Annotated in this window: 18 protein-coding genes; 8 read left to right on the forward strand and 10 right to left on the reverse strand. The window is 57.0% G+C overall.

Annotated features, from left to right (window positions below; translation table 11 throughout):
- Nucleotides 1–112: 112 nt before the first annotated feature.
- Nucleotides 113–1,378, forward strand: a complete 1,266-nt coding sequence (locus ACR0J7_RS03560; RefSeq protein WP_480486454.1) for a DEAD/DEAH box helicase — start codon at nucleotides 113–115, stop codon at nucleotides 1,376–1,378.
- Between the two features lie 90 nt (nucleotides 1,379–1,468).
- Here the strand turns inward: ACR0J7_RS03560 and mltG are convergent, their stop codons facing one another.
- From mltG to fabD, 7 genes are all read right to left on the reverse strand, one after another.
- Entirely contained in the window at nucleotides 1,469–2,626 is a 1,158-nt protein-coding gene (gene mltG, locus ACR0J7_RS03565) for an endolytic transglycosylase MltG (protein ID WP_480504731.1), read from the reverse strand.
- Complete coding sequence (fabF, locus tag ACR0J7_RS03570) at nucleotides 2,627–3,892, reverse strand: beta-ketoacyl-ACP synthase II (protein ID WP_209596796.1); 1,266 nt, start codon at nucleotides 3,890–3,892, stop codon at nucleotides 2,627–2,629. It abuts the gene before it with no gap.
- A 179-nt stretch (nucleotides 3,893–4,071) separates the two neighbouring features.
- Nucleotides 4,072–4,815, reverse strand: a complete 744-nt coding sequence (locus ACR0J7_RS03575) for a 1-(5-phosphoribosyl)-5-[(5-phosphoribosylamino)methylideneamino]imidazole-4-carboxamide isomerase (RefSeq protein WP_480564242.1) — start codon at nucleotides 4,813–4,815, stop codon at nucleotides 4,072–4,074.
- Nucleotides 4,816–4,937: 122 nt separating this feature from the next.
- On the reverse strand, nucleotides 4,938–5,477 hold the full coding sequence (locus tag ACR0J7_RS03580; protein ID WP_267364575.1) for a GNAT family N-acetyltransferase: 540 nt from the start codon (nucleotides 5,475–5,477) through the stop codon (nucleotides 4,938–4,940).
- Between the two features lie 138 nt (nucleotides 5,478–5,615).
- Entirely contained in the window at nucleotides 5,616–5,849 is a 234-nt protein-coding gene (locus ACR0J7_RS03585) for an acyl carrier protein (RefSeq protein ID WP_050602116.1), read from the reverse strand.
- Nucleotides 5,850–6,056: 207 nt separating this feature from the next.
- Nucleotides 6,057–6,794 carry a 3-oxoacyl-[acyl-carrier-protein] reductase gene (gene fabG / locus ACR0J7_RS03590; protein ID WP_480504723.1) on the reverse strand — a complete coding sequence of 246 codons (738 nt, stop codon included), beginning with the start codon at nucleotides 6,792–6,794 and terminating at the stop codon, nucleotides 6,057–6,059.
- Nucleotides 6,795–6,836: 42 nt separating this feature from the next.
- Nucleotides 6,837–7,775, reverse strand: coding sequence for an ACP S-malonyltransferase (gene fabD / locus ACR0J7_RS03595; protein WP_209503566.1), 939 nt, complete (start codon nucleotides 7,773–7,775; stop codon nucleotides 6,837–6,839).
- A 174-nt stretch (nucleotides 7,776–7,949) separates the two neighbouring features.
- On the opposite strand from fabD, the gene ACR0J7_RS03600 reads away from it, so the two are divergent.
- Nucleotides 7,950–9,173 (forward strand): cytochrome b/b6 domain-containing protein, encoded by a 1,224-nt coding sequence (locus ACR0J7_RS03600; RefSeq protein WP_480913301.1) that lies wholly within the window; start codon nucleotides 7,950–7,952, stop codon nucleotides 9,171–9,173.
- A 58-nt stretch (nucleotides 9,174–9,231) separates the two neighbouring features.
- Here ACR0J7_RS03600 and ACR0J7_RS03605 read toward each other — a convergent pair whose 3' ends face one another.
- Nucleotides 9,232–9,804 (reverse strand): YceI family protein, encoded by a 573-nt coding sequence (locus ACR0J7_RS03605; protein ID WP_480564239.1) that lies wholly within the window; start codon nucleotides 9,802–9,804, stop codon nucleotides 9,232–9,234.
- Between the two features lie 125 nt (nucleotides 9,805–9,929).
- Complete coding sequence (locus tag ACR0J7_RS03610) at nucleotides 9,930–10,376, reverse strand: hypothetical protein (RefSeq protein WP_480473389.1); 447 nt, start codon at nucleotides 10,374–10,376, stop codon at nucleotides 9,930–9,932.
- A 353-nt stretch (nucleotides 10,377–10,729) separates the two neighbouring features.
- Between ACR0J7_RS03610 and rpsF the strand changes: the two genes are divergently transcribed.
- The 6 genes from rpsF to ACR0J7_RS03640 all read left to right on the forward strand — a co-directional run bounded on the left by rpsF (nucleotide 10,730) and on the right by ACR0J7_RS03640 (nucleotide 14,522).
- Complete coding sequence (rpsF, locus tag ACR0J7_RS03615) at nucleotides 10,730–11,083, forward strand: 30S ribosomal protein S6 (protein ID WP_209503558.1); 354 nt, start codon at nucleotides 10,730–10,732, stop codon at nucleotides 11,081–11,083.
- A gap of 28 nt (nucleotides 11,084–11,111) precedes the next feature.
- Nucleotides 11,112–11,339 carry a 30S ribosomal protein S18 gene (rpsR, locus tag ACR0J7_RS03620; RefSeq protein ID WP_005608650.1) on the forward strand — a complete coding sequence of 76 codons (228 nt, stop codon included), beginning with the start codon at nucleotides 11,112–11,114 and terminating at the stop codon, nucleotides 11,337–11,339.
- A gap of 12 nt (nucleotides 11,340–11,351) precedes the next feature.
- On the forward strand, nucleotides 11,352–11,972 hold the full coding sequence (rplI, locus tag ACR0J7_RS03625) for a 50S ribosomal protein L9 (RefSeq protein ID WP_267364588.1): 621 nt from the start codon (nucleotides 11,352–11,354) through the stop codon (nucleotides 11,970–11,972).
- Nucleotides 11,973–12,137: 165 nt separating this feature from the next.
- A complete protein-coding gene (locus ACR0J7_RS03630; RefSeq protein ID WP_480913303.1) occupies nucleotides 12,138–12,623 on the forward strand; it encodes a transglycosylase SLT domain-containing protein in 486 nt (161 codons plus the stop codon).
- Nucleotides 12,624–12,858: 235 nt separating this feature from the next.
- Nucleotides 12,859–13,560, forward strand: coding sequence for a LuxR family transcriptional regulator (locus tag ACR0J7_RS03635; RefSeq protein ID WP_267364591.1), 702 nt, complete (start codon nucleotides 12,859–12,861; stop codon nucleotides 13,558–13,560).
- Nucleotides 13,561–13,667: 107 nt separating this feature from the next.
- A complete protein-coding gene (locus ACR0J7_RS03640) occupies nucleotides 13,668–14,522 on the forward strand; it encodes an acyl-homoserine-lactone synthase (protein WP_480913305.1) in 855 nt (284 codons plus the stop codon).
- Nucleotides 14,523–14,625: 103 nt separating this feature from the next.
- On the opposite strand, the gene tig is transcribed toward ACR0J7_RS03640, so the two are convergent.
- The gene (tig, locus tag ACR0J7_RS03645; RefSeq protein WP_480504714.1) at nucleotides 14,626–15,957 is read right to left on the reverse strand and encodes a trigger factor; all 1,332 of its coding nucleotides are present in this window, start codon (nucleotides 15,955–15,957) and stop codon (nucleotides 14,626–14,628) included.
- Nucleotides 15,958–16,063 lie beyond the last annotated feature (106 nt).

Consider the following 16,063-nt stretch of genomic DNA (forward strand, 5'->3'; position numbering starts at 1 on the left):
GCTGGATTCGCTCGCGCATCCCGAGGTCTCGCTCAACCCTGCCGGTCACATGAACGTGGCCAGTCATCACCTGCTCGCGGGGCTTAACCTGCGGGCCGTAAAGGATAATTTTTTGTTCGACTTCGATATGCTCGGCCTCGCGCCGACACTGAACGACGCGTTGAAACGCGCCAATTTCACACAACCCACCCCGATTCAGAACCAGGCCATTCCGCTGGCCCTGAACGGGCATGACATCCTCGGGCTGGCCCAAACCGGCACCGGCAAGACACTGGCCTTTGGCCTGCCTCTGATCGACCACCTGCTGGCACAACCCGGCAAGCCCGATCCCAAAACAGCCAAATCGCTGATCCTCGCCCCTACACGCGAGTTGGTGAACCAGATCGCCGACAGTTTGCGCACCCTCACCAAAGGAACAAAGCTGCGGGTCGCCACAGTTGTTGGTGGCCAGTCGATCAACAAACAAGTGATGTTCCTTGCCCGCGGCACCGATATTTTGGTCGCCACCCCGGGGCGCCTGATTGACTTGATGGAACGGGGCGCTGTTGACCTTGGTTCGGTGCGCCATCTGGTATTGGACGAAGCAGATCAGATGCTTGACCTGGGCTTCATTCACGCTCTGCGTCGCATTGCGCCTGCACTGGGAACACCCCGCCAGACCATGCTGTTCTCGGCCACAATGCCGAAACAGATGGAGGAGCTCAGCCGCGCCTATCTGAACAATCCACAGCGGGTGCAGGTTTCACCCCCGGGCAAGGCGGCGGACAAGATCACCCAGTCCCTTCATTTTGTTCCAAAAGCCGAAAAACCCTCTAAACTTCGCCAAATCCTGTCGCAGGACGCGGATGCACTGACGCTGGTCTTCACCCGCACAAAACACGGCGCTGAACGGCTGATGAAAGGGCTGGTCGCCGATGGCTTCAACGCAGCATCAATTCACGGGAACAAAAGCCAGGGCCAGCGTGACCGGGCCATTAATGCCTTCCGCGCTGGAGAGGTGAACATACTGGTGGCCACCGACGTTGCCGCGCGTGGCATCGACATCCCCGGTGTCGCCTATGTCATCAACTTCGACCTGCCCGACGTACCCGACAATTACGTCCACCGTATCGGGCGCACCGCCCGTGCCGGGCGCGAAGGGGAAGCGATCGCGTTCTGTGCACCGGAAGAAGTCGACCTCCTGCGTCAAATCCAGAAGCTGATGAAAATTGAAATCCCTGTCACAAGCGGCACCATGCCGGAAGGGGTCGAGGTTCAGCAACCTGCACGTCGTCAAAACAACCGCCGTCGCGGGTTCAAGCCCAAACCAGCCAACGGGGATGGGAAACCTTCCAGCAGCAGACGGCGCCGTCCCAACAAAAGACGTTCAGCCGCCTAAGGGCTGAAGAGGCTGCCAAAGAAAACGCCGACGCCAGTATTCATACCGGCGTCGGGGTTTTTTGTTAGCAAATCCAGCAACCCGCCGGGCTTAATTCCCCGAGCTTTGCTGTTCCTCAATTTCGCGCCATTTGGCAACGTTGCGATTATGCTCCTGCAGGGTTTCTGCAAACGCATGACCGCCCGAGCCGTCGGCGACGAAGAATACATAGTTGGTGTCATCCGGCGCGACCGCAGCTTCAAGGCTCGCCAGACCCGGATTTGCAATCGGCGTCGGGGGCAGCCCGTCAATCTGATAGGTGTTCCACGGTGTCGGACGGTTCAGTTCGCTGCGCCGCAACCCGCGACCCAATGTGCCCTGCCCCTTTGTCACGCCATAGATGACGGTCGGATCTGTTTGCAGCCGCATCCCCTGTTTCAGGCGGTTCACGAACACACTGGCGACCTGGCCACGTTCCTCCGGAACACCGGTTTCCTTTTCGATGATAGACGCAAGGATCAGCATCTCTTCAGGAGTGTCCAGCGGCAACCCGCCTTGGCGGCTTTCCCAAACCGCGTTGATCCGCAGTTGTTGCTTGTCCTGCATGGCCTGCAAAATCGCATTGCGATCCTGTCCGGCCACAACATCGTAACTGTCCGGGGCCAACATGCCCTCAGCCGGGATCTCGGTCACTTCACCCGACAGCGCTTCGAATGATTTCAGAGCTTCAACCACCTGCCACGAGGTCACACCTTCGGCCAGCGACACGCGATAGCGCGTGTCAGCCTCGTTGCGCTTCTCGGTATAGGCATCAGGCGTTTCTTCCTCTGCCGCATCAAATGAAGCAATCTCGACGAAATCCAATGTTGCCGGGTTCAATTCACGCACGCGGGTTTGGGTGCGTGTCACACCGATACGGTATTCGATTTCCGACCCACAAGTGCTGGCGCCGCTGCTGGTGATTTCTTCGATGATCTGCGCCATAGACGCGCCTTCGCGCACCAGAAAGCTGCCCGCTTTCAACCGCTGCGCCTGATCGGTATAGTCAGCGGCCATCCGAAACAGAATTGAACTGCGAATGGCACCCTGATCTTCCAGATCGCGACTGACACGTGTCATATTCGAACCGCTTTTGACCTGAAGGCAAATCGCAGTTTCAAGCGGGCCTTCGGCCTTGTACTGCGACTGTCCCCACAGGATCAGACCGCCCACCAGAAACAGGCCGACCACCAGGATGGTCAGCGCATTCGAAGCGATGGCCCGCCACATTTAACTGACCTTTCCGAAGATCACGCTGGCATTGGTTCCGCCAAACCCGAACGAGTTCGACAACGCCACGTTAATCTCACGCTCGCGCTTGGCGTTGGGGGCAAGATCAATCGGAGTTTCAACTGCCGGGTTGTCCAGGTTGATTGTTGGCGGTGCGACCTGATCGCGGATCGCCAGGATTGAGAATATCGCCTCAATCGCACCCGCAGCACCCAGCAAGTGACCGGTTGCCGACTTGGTCGAGCTCATCGTCGCATTCCCGGCATGCTCGCCCAACAGGCGCTCGACAGCACCCAGTTCGATCGTGTCCGCCATGGTCGAGGTGCCATGCGCGTTGATGTAATCCAGGTCTTTCGGCTCCAGCCCGGCGCTGCGCAACGCCGCTCTCATGGAGCGTTCGGCCCCGTCGCCATCCTCGGACGGGGCGGTGATGTGATAGGCGTCGCCCGACATACCATAGCCCAGAACTTCGGCGTATATCTTGGCACCACGCGCCTTGGCGTGCTCGTAATCTTCCAGAACCACGATGCCAGCGCCCTCTCCCATAACGAAACCGTCACGGTCCACGTCATAGGGTCGGCTGGCAGCCTTGGGATTATCTGCATATTTGGTCGACAGCGCCTTACATGCGTTGAACCCGGCAATACCGATCTCGCAGATGCAGCCCTCGCCACCACCTGCCACCATGACATCCGCGTCACCCGCCCGGATGATGCGGCTGGCGTCGCCGATTGCGTGCGCCCCGGTTGAACACGCGGTCACGACCGAGTGGTTCGGCCCTTTGAACCCGTGGCGGATTGATACCTGACCCGAGGCCAGGTTGATCAGTGCGCCCGGAATGAAGAACGGAGATACCCGGCGCGGACCCTTGTCGCGGATCAGGTTCGCGGTATTGGCAATCGATCCCAGACCACCAATGCCCGAGCCGATCAGAACACCAGTACGCAGGCGCGATTCTTCGTCTTCCGGCAGCCAGCCTGCATCCTTACAGGCCATTTCGGCGGCTGCGATGGAATACAGAATAAAGTCTTCGATCTTGCGTTGCTCTTTCAGCGGCATCCAGTCATCGGGATTGAAGGTCCCGTTGGTTCCGTCGCCGCGCGGCACCTCGCAGGCGTAGGTCGTTGCGACCCCGCTTGCCTCTGCATCGAAATGCGTGATTGGGCCTGCGCCGGACTCTCCGTCCAGCAGCCGCGACCAGGTTTCCTCGACCCCGCTGGCCAAAGGAGTGACCAATCCAAGACCGGTTACAACGACTCTGCGCATGAAGTGCCTCTTGCCTGCTTCCTGTTATGAGAACCGCTCATACCCCGGCCCGGGGTGCGGGGGCAAGAGCAACGGTTCTTTCCGCCCCGGCGTTCTGCCGCCGAATGCCCAAGGAAACCGGAAATTCGGCGCTTGTCAAAACCGCCCTTTCGCGCGTTCAGCCGAAAGGGCGGAGTTGCTTACTGAAACTGCGCGACTGGCTCGTGGGCCGATTTGGCAGTTTCAAGTGCTTTGGCCAAGTCTAGTGTCTTGCGGAACAACGCGCGCCCGACAATCGCGCCCGAGATATTGGGGATGTATGCCAGCCGCGAGATATCGTCTGCCGTGCGCACGACACCGCTGGCAATCACCGGGGTACGCGAATGGTTTGCCAATCGCGAGATCAGACCCAGCTTTGCCTCGACATCTTCGATGTCGCTGTCGATATCCGTCACCACGATGGCGGCAAAAGGCGCATCGCCGAACGCGTCGATAAAGGCTTCGGGCGTGAACGCACTTTGGCTGCGCCAGCCGTCAGTCATAACAAGGCCTTGCCAGACATCAACCGACAGCACGATCTGATCCGGGTAAAGCTTGGCCAGTTCCTTGACCAGGTTCGGTTCGCGCGCGGCCAGCGTGCCAACCACAACGCGGCCCGCGCCCTTGTCGATCCAGCGCTCAATCTGTTCGCGCGTGCGCATGCCACCCGCCAGCTGCACCGGAATCTCGGCCTTGCGAATGATATCTCCGACCAGCTGCGCGTTGGTATCCTTGCCCTCGATCGCGTCGAAATCCGTCAGGTGCATCCATTCGGCACCCGCCTCTGCCCAGCTCCGTGCGGTTTCTACCGGATTCACGTGCCAGATCATCGCTTCTTCCAGACGACCCTTGTCCAGCGAGACACACCGGCCGTTCTGCAGTTCCATCGTGGGGTAAATCCTCATGAGCTCGGTCCTCCGCTCAATCGTTTTGAAATCCCCGGCACCATACAACTGGAATGCCCGCCCGAAATCTCCGGGATCGGCACAGTTTGGCCATTTTGCGGCATACTGATTAAGTGGCGAATTTACGCGCGGGCTGGCGGTCCGTTGCGTCGTAACAAGTGTACCGGGGTTTCATTATACACCCCTTCCCGCATCAAAACATAGCCAAGCTTTTTGGCGAGTTTCTGCGAGGATGTATTTGAAGCGTTTATCATCGCGACCAACGGTCCGGGAATCACCCGGTCAAACCAGTCATGCGCAGCCTTGGCGGCCTCGTATCCCAATCCCTGCCCCTGTGCTTCGGGGACCAGAACCCACCCTGCCTCGGGGAAGCCGTCGAAATCGTCGCCCATGCATCGGTTGCTATAGAAGAATCCGGCTTGCCCGATCAGCTTGCGATTCGATTGCTGCATTACGCCCCACTGACCAAAACCGGCCATCTGCCAATGCCCCGCATTACGCAGGAAAGAATCCCACGCTTCGCCACGCGATCGGGGAGAACCGCCGATATGCCGCACGACGCAAGGGTTACGCCAGATTTCCGCGAACCGGTCAAAGTCCTCTGGGCGCATAGCGCACAGCGTCAAACGCGCGGTATTTATCATCGGAGTGGATCTTATCATGCCCTGTCCACTTTGAGTTTTGCCTCAGTGGAAACAGTGCGCAGGCCACAATAGCCACGCAAGTCCGAAATTCGGGCAGGCATAAAAAAACGGCGCCCCCGTTGCCCGGAAGCGCCGATTTTAATCAGAAAGAAACGCTTAGGACGCTTCGCTGATGAACTTGACGGCGTCGCCAAAGGTCTGGATGGTCTCGGCTGCGTCATCGGGGATCTCGATGCCGAACTCTTCTTCGAAGGCCATGACCAGCTCAACAGTGTCCAGGCTGTCTGCGCCCAGATCGTCGATGAAGGACGCGTTTTCCACGACTTTATCTTCTTCAACACCCAGGTGCTCAACAACGATCTTCTTAACGCGATCTGCGACGTCGCTCATGTCTATTCCTCATTCCTTTACAGGGCGGTCCGCCCGATTCTGCCCTTGCCCGCACGGGTTGGCTTTGGTTTGCCCGTTTTGGGCGGTTTCGGTCCCGGCGAACCGGGAAATAGAAGGCCGACCTGAACGACCGGCCCCGCATAGATGCGCCGCCTATAGCATAGTCGACGCAAGAGGCAAACGCTTTCGCACTCGCCCCTGTCGCGCTCACAACATGGCCATACCGCCGTTCACATGCAAGGTGCTTCCGGTAACATAGCCCGCTTCGGGGCTGGAAAGATACAGAACGGCAGCTGCAATTTCCTCCGGATCGCCCATGCGCCCGGCTGGAACCTTGAGCAACAGACCCTTTTTCTGTTCCTCGGTCAGTTTCTCGGTCATTGCCGTCGTGATAAATCCAGGTGCCACGGCATTCACAGTAATTCCGCGGGTCGCGACTTCGTGGGCCAAAGCCTTGGAAAACCCGATCATACCGGCCTTCGATGCGGCATAGTTCGCCTGCCCCGGATTACCGATTGCGGCCACAACGGACGAGACATTGACGATACGACCCCAGCGCGCCTTCATCATGCCCCGGATCACCCCTTTGCACAGTTTCATGGTCGAGGTCATGTTCACGTCAATGACGCTTTGCCATTCTTCATCAGACATGCGCATGAACAGGTTGTCGCGCGTGATTCCGGCGTTGTTTACAAGAATGTCCACCGATCCCATCGCCTCGACCGCTTGCTTTGGCAACGCTTCAACGGCTTCCGGGTCACTCAGATTGCAGGGCAGAACATGCGCGCGTTCACCCAGTTCGTCGGCCAGAGCCTGAAGCGGTTCAACGCGTGTACCGGACAACCCAACCGTTGCACCTGCGCCATGCAACGCCCGTGCGATGTGGCCTCCGATACCGCCCGAAGCACCGGTGATCAGCGCATTCTTACCTGTTAAATCAAACATTCGGTTTCCCTCTTGCTGCGTCGGTTACAACGCGAATTGAGCTTACGATTCGGCCTGAATGGCCTTCTGGACGTCTTCCGGTGTACCCACAGCCTTGCCCGCGATTTCGCGATCGATCTTGCGGATCATACCGGACAGCGCTTTGCCAGCGCCGATTTCCCATGTTTCAGTCACGCCTTGAGCCGCCATATATTGCACGCTTTCCCGCCAGCGAACCGAACCCGTCACCTGCTCGACCAGCAATTGACGGATCAGATCCGGGTCGCTGACAGCCTCAGCGCGCACATTGGCCACCAAAGGTACGACAGGGGCCTTAATTTCGACGGCAGCAAGCGCTTCTGCCATTACATCTGCAGCAGGTTTCATCAGCGCACAGTGAAATGGAGCACTTACCGGCAACATAACGGCACGTTTTGCACCTTTTTCCTTGGCGATCTCGGCTGCGCGCTCGACAGCGGCTTTTGAACCCGACACGACGACCTGTGTGGGATCGTTGTCATTTGCGGCCTGACAGACCTCGCCCTGTGCGGCTTCTTCCGCCACGGCGCGCACGGCCTCCAGATCCAGCCCCAGAATGGCGGCCATGGCCCCCTCGCCAACGGGTACGGCGCTTTGCATGGCTTGACCACGGGTGCGCAACAGACGCGCAGTATCTGCAACAGACAAGGCACCCGCTGCGGCCAGAGCCGAGTATTCACCCAGTGAATGCCCCGCCACAAAAGCCGCCTTGCTGACAGATACGCCTTCGGCTTCCAAAGCGCGCATGGCTGCCATCGACGTTGCCATCAACGCGGGTTGTGCATTCTGGGTCAGTGTCAGGTCAGCAATATCGCCGTCCCAGATCAGGCTGCTCAACTTCTCGCCCAACGCGTCGTCCACCTCATCGAAGATGGCCTGAGCCGCCGGGTAAGCCTCAGCCAGAGCTTTGCCCATACCTATGGTCTGGGCGCCTTGCCCCGGGAAAACGAACGCGAGTGTCATTGCAACCTCATGGATGGTGTCAGGTTGCGGCGGGGTGTAAACTGACTGACCGTCTGGCACAAGCATTGCCTGCTTTCTGCATTCTGGCACCTTTTGTGTGCACCCGCGCTCACTTGTGTCTGTTTCATCCGGCCTTACCTTGGGCACACCCAAGAATCCCGGAGCGCGCGACATATGCAATCGACCAATTCCTTTTCAAGCTACGGCAGCATCGCAAAGACGTTTCATTGGCTGACCGCCTTGCTGATCTTCACGGCTTTGCCCCTCGGCTGGGTCGCAGATAATCTGGCGCATGCGGTACTGCACTCGGCAACGGCCCCTACCGAGTTGGAAATTGCCCGTGCGGCGCGCGTGTTCTCATTGCATAAAACCGTGGGGGTTACCGTGTTCTTCGTGGCATTGGCCCGCATTCTTTGGGCGTTCACGCAAACCAAGCCCGGCCTTCTGAATGCTGACAACAAGCCCGAAGCCTTTGCCGCTGAAACCGTCCACTGGCTGCTTTACGGTTCGCTGGTCCTTGTGCCGCTGACCGGCTGGATTCACCACGCCGCGACCGAAGGCTTTGCCCCAATCCTTTGGCCCTTCGGCCAAAACCTGCCTTTTGTACCGAAATCCACCGCCGTGGCCGAGGTTACAGGAGTTCTGCATTGGCTTTTCATGTGGGTTCTGGTTGTTTCCCTTGTCCTACACGTTGCAGGTGCGCTGAAACATCACGTCATCGACAAGGACGGCACATTGCGCCGGATGTTACCGGGCCTGTCTGATGTGCCGGAACCACCACATCAAACCCATTCACTGATTCCAGCCGTCGCCGCACTGGCGGTCTGGGGCGTCGTCGTCACCGGTGGCTGGGCAACTGGAAAGCTTGCCCAAAACGTTGAAGAAACCCCGGATGTCCAACTGGCCGAGGTTCAATCTGAATGGCAGGTTCAGAACGGCACGCTGTCGATTACCATTTCGCAACTGAACAGCCCCGTTACGGGTACGTTTTCCGACTGGACGGCAGCAATTGCCTTTGACGAGCCCGCAGGCCCGGGATTGGCGGGATCTGTCGATGTCACGATAGCCATTGGCTCGCTTAGTCTTGGAACCGTAACTGATCAGGCCATGGGGCCGGATTTCTTCGATAACGCCCGGTTCCCAACTGCCCAGTTCAAGGCCGACCTTTATAAAACAGAAAATGGGTACGAGGCGCGCGGCCCGCTTACAATTCGCGACAAGTCGATCGACGTCGTTTTGCCCTTCTCGCTGGATCTTCAGGGCGACACAGCCACAATGGCGGGCACGACCGAGCTTAACCGGCTGGCGTTTGATGTAGGCACATCGCAGCCTACCGAAGACTCGCTGGGCTTTACCGTCGCAGTATCCGTAGAACTCACTGCGGCACGCGGTCAGTAAGGCAAAAAAAACGCCGGTGATTTGATCACCGGCTTTTTTTCTGTTCGTGATTCCGCGATTACTCGGCTTTTTGTGCCTCGACCGAAATCTGGATCTGCACTTCGTCGCTGACAAATGGTGCAAACTGACCCAGGTCGAATTCGCTACGGACCAGCGTTGTTGTGGCATTGAAACCCGCCCAGGGCTGATTTGCCATCGGGTGAGTGTCAGCCTTGTTGAGCTTTGCGTCCAGAACAACCGATTTGGTCACACCGTTCATCGTCAGATCGCCGGTGATGTTCGCGGTGTTGTCACCGGTCACTTCGATTCCTGTCGATGTAAAGGTGATCAAATCTCCTTCGGCCGCGCCAAAGAAATCCTCGGTCATGAAGTGATCTTCACGGGGTTTCCAGCCGGTAAACATCTCCAAAACGGGCATCGACACACTCACGCTCGAAGCGGCGGGGTTTTCCTGGTCGAACATGATCTCGCCTTCAAAGCCGGAAAACATGCCAGTTGTGGTTGAAAACCCAAGGTGGTCATAGCTGAAAATGACTTGGCTGTGGCTGGGATCCAACACGTATTTCTCGGCGCTGGCGAATGCCGTTGTCGCTGATACGGCCAATGCAGCAGCAAGAAGGGTGGATTTCATATCAATCTCCGCGGTTTTGTGAATGCAGTCCGTCAGGACTGCCTGAATGCAAAATGTGCCACCCAAGGGCAGCACACAACCTTTTTTGATTCACAACTTCTGTTCTTTTTTGAACAGAATAAAACTCAGCCGAAAATTGTTACGCTTTTGCTAAGCTGACCTTTCAGCGCCCGGCTGACATCCGCCGATTCAAGTGGCAGCTTCATCAAAAGGCTGCCGTCCACGTCAAACAGATGAACTTCATTCTCTTCGAAACGTGCCCCACCCAGCGAGTCATAGCTGCGGCGCAGGACAGTCTGAGGGCGTCCGTCTTCGTTTTTCTGCAACACCCGGACTTCGCGGCGGATCGGGTCGAAATAGGCGTCAGGGCGCGGGTCAAGAACCTCGATTGTCAGCAGGGCGACACCAACGACCAGAAACAGCATGGATGCCGCCATCTTGATCGGCCAAACATCTGCGCCGACCACCGATCCGGGCATCAACCACATTGAGAACGCAGAAACGATCAAAAACGCCCCGACCATCCGCGCCAGGATCAGGCGGGCCTTCCAGTTAGGTGCAAACGTGATCATTACCGGCACTGAATTCTCAAATCGCGAGCCGGCAACGTTTTCCTGATATGCGTTTGTGTTAGTAGCGGTCATAACACGTCACCCTTTTAAGGTTACTTTCGAAATTCTGTTGATCCGGTTGATGTCCGGTATGCAAAACAACTTTGAGCCGAAAAGCGTCAGCAATTGGGCGGCCTAAAGGAATTTGGGCGGCGTCTCAGAGGCATATGTGGCAGGGCTTGCCCTTGTGGCTCAGACGTGTATATGGGGCCATCCTTCGCAGTCGTATGAATCGCGCAGCCTCTCGTGGCAGGGTCGCGAAGGAACGTTTGGCCCCGCCTATGAAATGCGCCTTGATATAAACAGGAGTGCACATGCCACTGTATGAGCATGTAATGATCGCGCGTCAGGATCTGTCCAACGCGCAGGCGGAAAGCCTCGTCGAACATTTCGGCACCGTTCTGGCTGACAACGGCGGCAAGCTGGTTGATAGCGAGTACTGGGGCGTCAAGACGATGGCCTACAAGATCAACAAAAACCGCAAGGGCCATTATGCCTTTCTGAAAACCGATGCCCCCTCGGGCGCGGTGCAGGAAATGGAGCGCCTGATGCGCCTGCATGAAGACGTCATGCGCGTTCTGACCATCAAGGTCGACGGCCACGAAGATGGTCCGTCGGTTCAGATGCAGAAGCGTGACGAACGTGGCGAACGCCGCGAGCGCCGTTGATCAACGCCTGAGAAAAGGACACTAAACCATGGCCGCAAAACCATTTTTCCGCCGCCGCAAGGTCTGCCCGTTCTCGGGTGAGAATGCGCCGAAAATCGACTACAAAGACACCCGTCTGCTGCAGCGCTACATCTCTGAGCGTGGCAAGATCGTGCCTTCGCGCATCACCGCCGTTTCGGCGAAAAAGCAGCGTGAACTGGCCCGTGCTATCAAGCGCGCCCGCTTCCTCGCCCTGCTGCCCTACGCTGTGAAGTAAGGAGAGACTGACATGCAAGTTATCCTGCTGGAACGCGTTGCGAAACTGGGTCAGATGGGCGATGTCGTTGACGTTAAGCCCGGCTACGCCCGCAACTTCCTGCTGCCCCAAGGCAAAGCCCTGAGCGCGTCCGACGCCAACATCGCGTCGTTCGAAGCCCAGAAAGCGCAGCTTGAGGCCCGCAACCTGGAAACCAAGAAAGAAGCTGAAGCACTGGCTGAAAAGCTGGACGGTCAGCAGTTCATCGTGATTCGCTCGGCATCGGATGCCGGCGCTCTGTACGGTTCGGTCACCCCGCGTGACGCCGCTGACGCCGCAACCGAAGCAGGTTTCACCGTCGACAAGAAACAGATTGTCCTGATCGCCCCGATCAAGGAACTGGGTCTGCACACTGTCGCAGTGAAACTGCACCCCGAGGTTGAAGTCGAAATCAAAATGAACGTGGCCCGTTCGGCAGAAGAAGCCGAACTGCAGGCTTCGGGCAAATCGATTCAGGAACTGGCTGCTGAAGAAGAAGCCGCTGCTGAATTCGAGATCGCCGAACTGTTCGACGACATCGGCTCGGCCGCTTCGGATGATGATGACATGGTTGCCGACGCGGCACCGGTTGCGGAAGACGAAGCCAAAGCCTGATCTGGCTGCTTGTGAGCATTCTAAAGGCCGCGCAACGCGCGGCCTTTTCTTTTTTCCCTTTGTATTCACAAGTCGTACCGGCAAGTTTCAGCCCATTTTCCCGTGTACGCTTGAAGGCTCATTGTCGTTCCGTATCATTGCCGCCGAAATCCAGAGGACCGAAAAATGCTTGTTTATCTGCGCCAAAGTTTCCTGGCACTGTTTCTATTTGTGTCGTTGGTTGCCTGCGGGGCAGACCAGGTCTCCAAGGCGGGTACGCCACATTTTGACCCGCCGCTCCACCCGAATGAAACGCCCGAGCTGAGAGCTTCGATCAACAGATGGGCGGACCATTACGAAATTCCGCGGGAGCTGGTTCACAAGCTGGCCATTCGCGAAAGCACACATCGACCATGGGCCGTCAACCGGCCCTATTACGGCCTTCTTCAGATCCTGCCAGCCACGGCGCGCTCGATGGGATACACCGGCAAAGCCGAAGGTTTGCTGGACGCCGACACCAACCTTGAGTTTGCCGGGAAGTACTTGCGCGGGGCGTGGATGCTTTCAGATGGGGACCAACGCAGGGCAATTTTTCTGTACGCCAAAGGTTTTTATCCCGAAGCTAAAGCCCGAGGAATGCTGGTCGAAACCGGGCTTTGGCCAACACCCTGACGGTCATTCGCGTCAGAATTCGATCGGAATCAGCACTTGAAACTGAATAGTGACAAAAATGTTCTATTGGGTGTCGCAATATGCGATATTGCACAGACAATTTAGACCTCTCCTTGTCATGTTTAGAAAAGTATGATGTTCTGACTTGGTGAGGTAAACGGGTTCCACTCTGTGTAATACGCATGCTCGACGACACCATCGGGCAGCAAGATGGGCCACAGCTGGTAGGCGCCACATGGAAATTGTCGATCTGAGCACCCTGCCGGATTCAGAAGTTCGATATACCGAATTTCTAAGGCAAATCTGTGAGAAGCATGACATGGATCATGCTGCCTATGCTGGTATGAATCCGGCGGCAGGAACTGTGGCTGGCTTTGTCACCTATGACGACGCCTGGACTGAGCACTACCAGAAACAGGGTCTGATCATGATTGATCCGACCATCCACATGGCTCGCCGCAGTATTGCGCCGGTGGACTGGAGCCGTCTGGAAAGAAGCCCAGATTTTCAACGCGTTTTCCGGGATGCTCACGATTTTGGCTTGCCCAGTCAGGGTGTTACGATCCCGGTACGTGGCCCCTACGGTGATATTGGCCTGCTGAGCGCAACCCGAAATTGTAGCAAGGAAGAGTGGCGTAAGCTTTACACGAACTTTATCGGCGATTTGCAGGCCATGGCCGTGCACATCCACGACAACGTCGTGTCCTCAGATCAGCTGACCGGCGCACTATATCATCCGACATTGTCCTCTCGCGAAGCGGAAATCCTGCAATGGGTCGCTGCAGGTAAGTCGCAGCAGGATATCGGCGATATTTTGTCGATTTCGCACCGAACCGTAGAAGTACACTTGCGTTCTAGCCGGGAAAAGCTTAGTGCGCTGACCACCCCGCAGGCCGTAGGGCGGGCTATCGCGATCGGGCTTATTACCCCGGGATAAACAAAAAAATCCCCAAATTTCGCCAAAATACGGGAATCCCCCAATAGAAAAATCTTTCGAGAGCGGTAACGTCAGTATTACCGAACAACCACTCGAAGGGGGAAGAAATGATCATCGTGGTAGATGGCCTGAACAGACACATGTTCAGCGAAGTTCTTGACGAAATGTTCGAGTTGAGAGCACGTGTTTTTGGCGGACGTCTTGGATGGGACGTAAAGATCGAAGACGGCAAGGAAATTGATGAATTCGATCATCTGGACCCGGCATACGTAATCGGACTCGACGACGGGGGGAATGTCGTCGCAGCCGTGCGTGCCCTTCAGACCACAGGACCTCATATGTTGTCGGATGTGTTTTCGGCCATCCTCTGCGGGGAAGCACCACTGCGCAGCGCAACAATGTGGGAATCGACACGCTTCTGCGTGGACACGCAACGCCTTACACGCGGCAAGGAAAAGAACTCAGTCTCTTATGCCACCTGCGAGCTTATGATCGGCTCTCTGGAATATGCCAAGAACGCAGGTATTCAGGATATCATCACCGTAATCGATCCGGTCATGGACCGGGTTCTGAAACGGTCGAACTGCGCGCCATACGACTATTTCGGTGAAACGGTTCCCATGGGGAAAGTCTCGGCACTGGCCGCCCTGTTGGATTGCACCGATGAACGCATCTCGGGCCTGCGTGAGTTTGCAGGCATCCATGAGAACGTCTTTATGGATGACGAAGAGGCACTGGCACTGTTTGCAGCCAAGAAGGCAGCAACCCAGAGCCCGGCCAATCAGGATCACAAGCCACTGACCGAACTTGAGAAGTATTTTGTGGAACAGATGAGCGCCGCAAGAAACGAAGCTGAACGTCAGGACGTTTTGAAGCTGATCGAAGCGCTCTCGGATACGTTCACACCAGAGCAGAAGATCGCTCTGCTAGATACCCCCCGTGCTTTTGCTCATGAGGCCTGACCCCCTCACCTCATAGATACAAAAGCCACCCATGCGGAGCCGTCTGTTTACAGGCGGCTCCGTTTTTTTTACCCCTCTCTGAACAAAGAGGGAAGGAAGAGGATTATTCCTCTTCCAATGCCTCAATGGCTTTTTGCAGGTCGTCCTTGCTGACTTCCTTGTCGCTGACCTGCGCCAGCTCGAACACATAGTCGACAACCTTGTCTTCGAAGATCGGCGCGCGCAGTTGCTGCTGCATCTGAGCGTTCTGCTGCACGAACTCGAAGAACTGGCGTTCCTGACCCGGGTACTGACGCGCCTGGTTCATGATCGCCTGGGTCATCTCGGCGTCGGTGACTTCCACCTCTGCCTTCTGGCCCAGCTCGGCCAGCAGCAGACCCAGACGCACGCGGCGTTCGGCCAGCTTGTTGTGCTCATCGGTGGGTTCGATCTCACCGTGGTCATGACCGGTTACTTCAGGGTTTTCCTCGTGCCACAGCTGATGTGCAATCTGCTTGGCTTCGGCTTCAACCAGCGACGGTGGCAGGTCGAACGACACTTTTTCGTCCAGCACGTCCAGCAGGGCCCGCTTCATGACCGCGCGCGACGCGCCCGCATATTCTGCTTCGAGACGTTCCGAAATCTGAGTTTTCAGAGCGGCCAGATCCTCGGCGCCGAACTTCATCGCCAGCTCATCGTTGATCTCGGCTGCAACCGGCTCTTTCACTTCCTTGATCGTGCAGGTGAAGACCGCGTCTTTTCCGGCCAGGTGTTCGGCACCATATTCTTCCGGGAATGTCACGTTGACGTCTTTTTCTTCCTCGGCCTTCACACCGACCAGTTGCTCTTCAAAACCGGGGATGAAGCTGTTTGACCCCAGAACCAACGGGTAATCTTCGGCCGATCCACCTTCGAATTCTTCGCCATCAACCTTGCCGACAAAATCGAACACGATCTGGTCGCCATCCTTGGCTTTCGAACCCTTGCGGCGGGCTTTGAAGTCCTGAGCGGTTTCAGCCAGGTTATTCAGCGCTTCCTCGACGGCGGCGTCATCCGCCTTGACGATCAGCTTGTCCAGCGCAACCGATTTCAGATCGACCTCAGGGATCGCGGGCAGCGCTTCGTAGGACATCGCGACCTCGATATCGTCGCCTTCTTTCCAGTCCTCGTTGGTCATCTTGACTTCGGGCTGCAGCGCGGGGCGGTCGCCGCTGTCCTCGAAATGCTTGTTCATTGCACCGTCGATGGATTCCTGCATCGCCTCACCCAGCAGGCGTTGGCCAAACTGCTTTTTCAGCAGCGCCATCGGCACCTTGCCTTTGCGGAAGCCTTTCATTTCGATTTCCGGCTGTGCTTCGGTCAGCTTTTCATTGACCTTGTCGTCCAGTTCGGCTGCGGTCACAACGATGTTGTAGCCGCGTTTCAGACCTTCGTTCAGCGTCTCGGTAACCTGCATTTTGGTAGTCCCCATAGGATTCGGGGCGCGCAAAACGGGCGCGCCGGGCAAATTTGACGCCTTCTATTTGCCCTGCCGCCAACGTGCAAGGGGCAAAGGCTGAATC

It is taken from the genome of Ruegeria sp. O4 (assembly GCF_056535125.1).

Coding starts and splice junctions, on each gene's coding strand:
- mltG (WP_480504731.1), bottom strand. CDS start 2,626: ATGTGGCGGGCCATCGCTTCGAATGCGCTGACCATCCTGGTGGTCGGC.
- fabF (WP_209596796.1), bottom strand. CDS start 3,892: ATGCGCAGAGTCGTTGTAACCGGTCTTGGATTGGTCACTCCTTTGGCC.
- ACR0J7_RS03575 (WP_480564242.1), bottom strand. CDS start 4,815: ATGAGGATTTACCCCACGATGGAACTGCAGAACGGCCGGTGTGTCTCG.
- ACR0J7_RS03580 (WP_267364575.1), bottom strand. CDS start 5,477: ATGATAAGATCCACTCCGATGATAAATACCGCGCGTTTGACGCTGTGC.
- ACR0J7_RS03585 (WP_050602116.1), bottom strand. CDS start 5,849: ATGAGCGACGTCGCAGATCGCGTTAAGAAGATCGTTGTTGAGCACCTG.
- fabG (WP_480504723.1), bottom strand. CDS start 6,794: ATGTTTGATTTAACAGGTAAGAATGCGCTGATCACCGGTGCTTCGGGC.
- fabD (WP_209503566.1), bottom strand. CDS start 7,775: ATGACACTCGCGTTCGTTTTCCCGGGGCAAGGCGCCCAGACCATAGGT.
- ACR0J7_RS03600 (WP_480913301.1), top strand. CDS start 7,950: ATGCAATCGACCAATTCCTTTTCAAGCTACGGCAGCATCGCAAAGACG.
- ACR0J7_RS03605 (WP_480564239.1), bottom strand. CDS start 9,804: ATGAAATCCACCCTTCTTGCTGCTGCATTGGCCGTATCAGCGACAACG.
- ACR0J7_RS03610 (WP_480473389.1), bottom strand. CDS start 10,376: ATGATCACGTTTGCACCTAACTGGAAGGCCCGCCTGATCCTGGCGCGG.
- rpsF (WP_209503558.1), top strand. CDS start 10,730: ATGCCACTGTATGAGCATGTAATGATCGCGCGTCAGGATCTGTCCAAC.
- rpsR (WP_005608650.1), top strand. CDS start 11,112: ATGGCCGCAAAACCATTTTTCCGCCGCCGCAAGGTCTGCCCGTTCTCG.
- rplI (WP_267364588.1), top strand. CDS start 11,352: ATGCAAGTTATCCTGCTGGAACGCGTTGCGAAACTGGGTCAGATGGGC.
- ACR0J7_RS03630 (WP_480913303.1), top strand. CDS start 12,138: ATGCTTGTTTATCTGCGCCAAAGTTTCCTGGCACTGTTTCTATTTGTG.
- ACR0J7_RS03635 (WP_267364591.1), top strand. CDS start 12,859: ATGGAAATTGTCGATCTGAGCACCCTGCCGGATTCAGAAGTTCGATAT.
- ACR0J7_RS03640 (WP_480913305.1), top strand. CDS start 13,668: ATGATCATCGTGGTAGATGGCCTGAACAGACACATGTTCAGCGAAGTT.
- tig (WP_480504714.1), bottom strand. CDS start 15,957: ATGCAGGTTACCGAGACGCTGAACGAAGGTCTGAAACGCGGCTACAAC.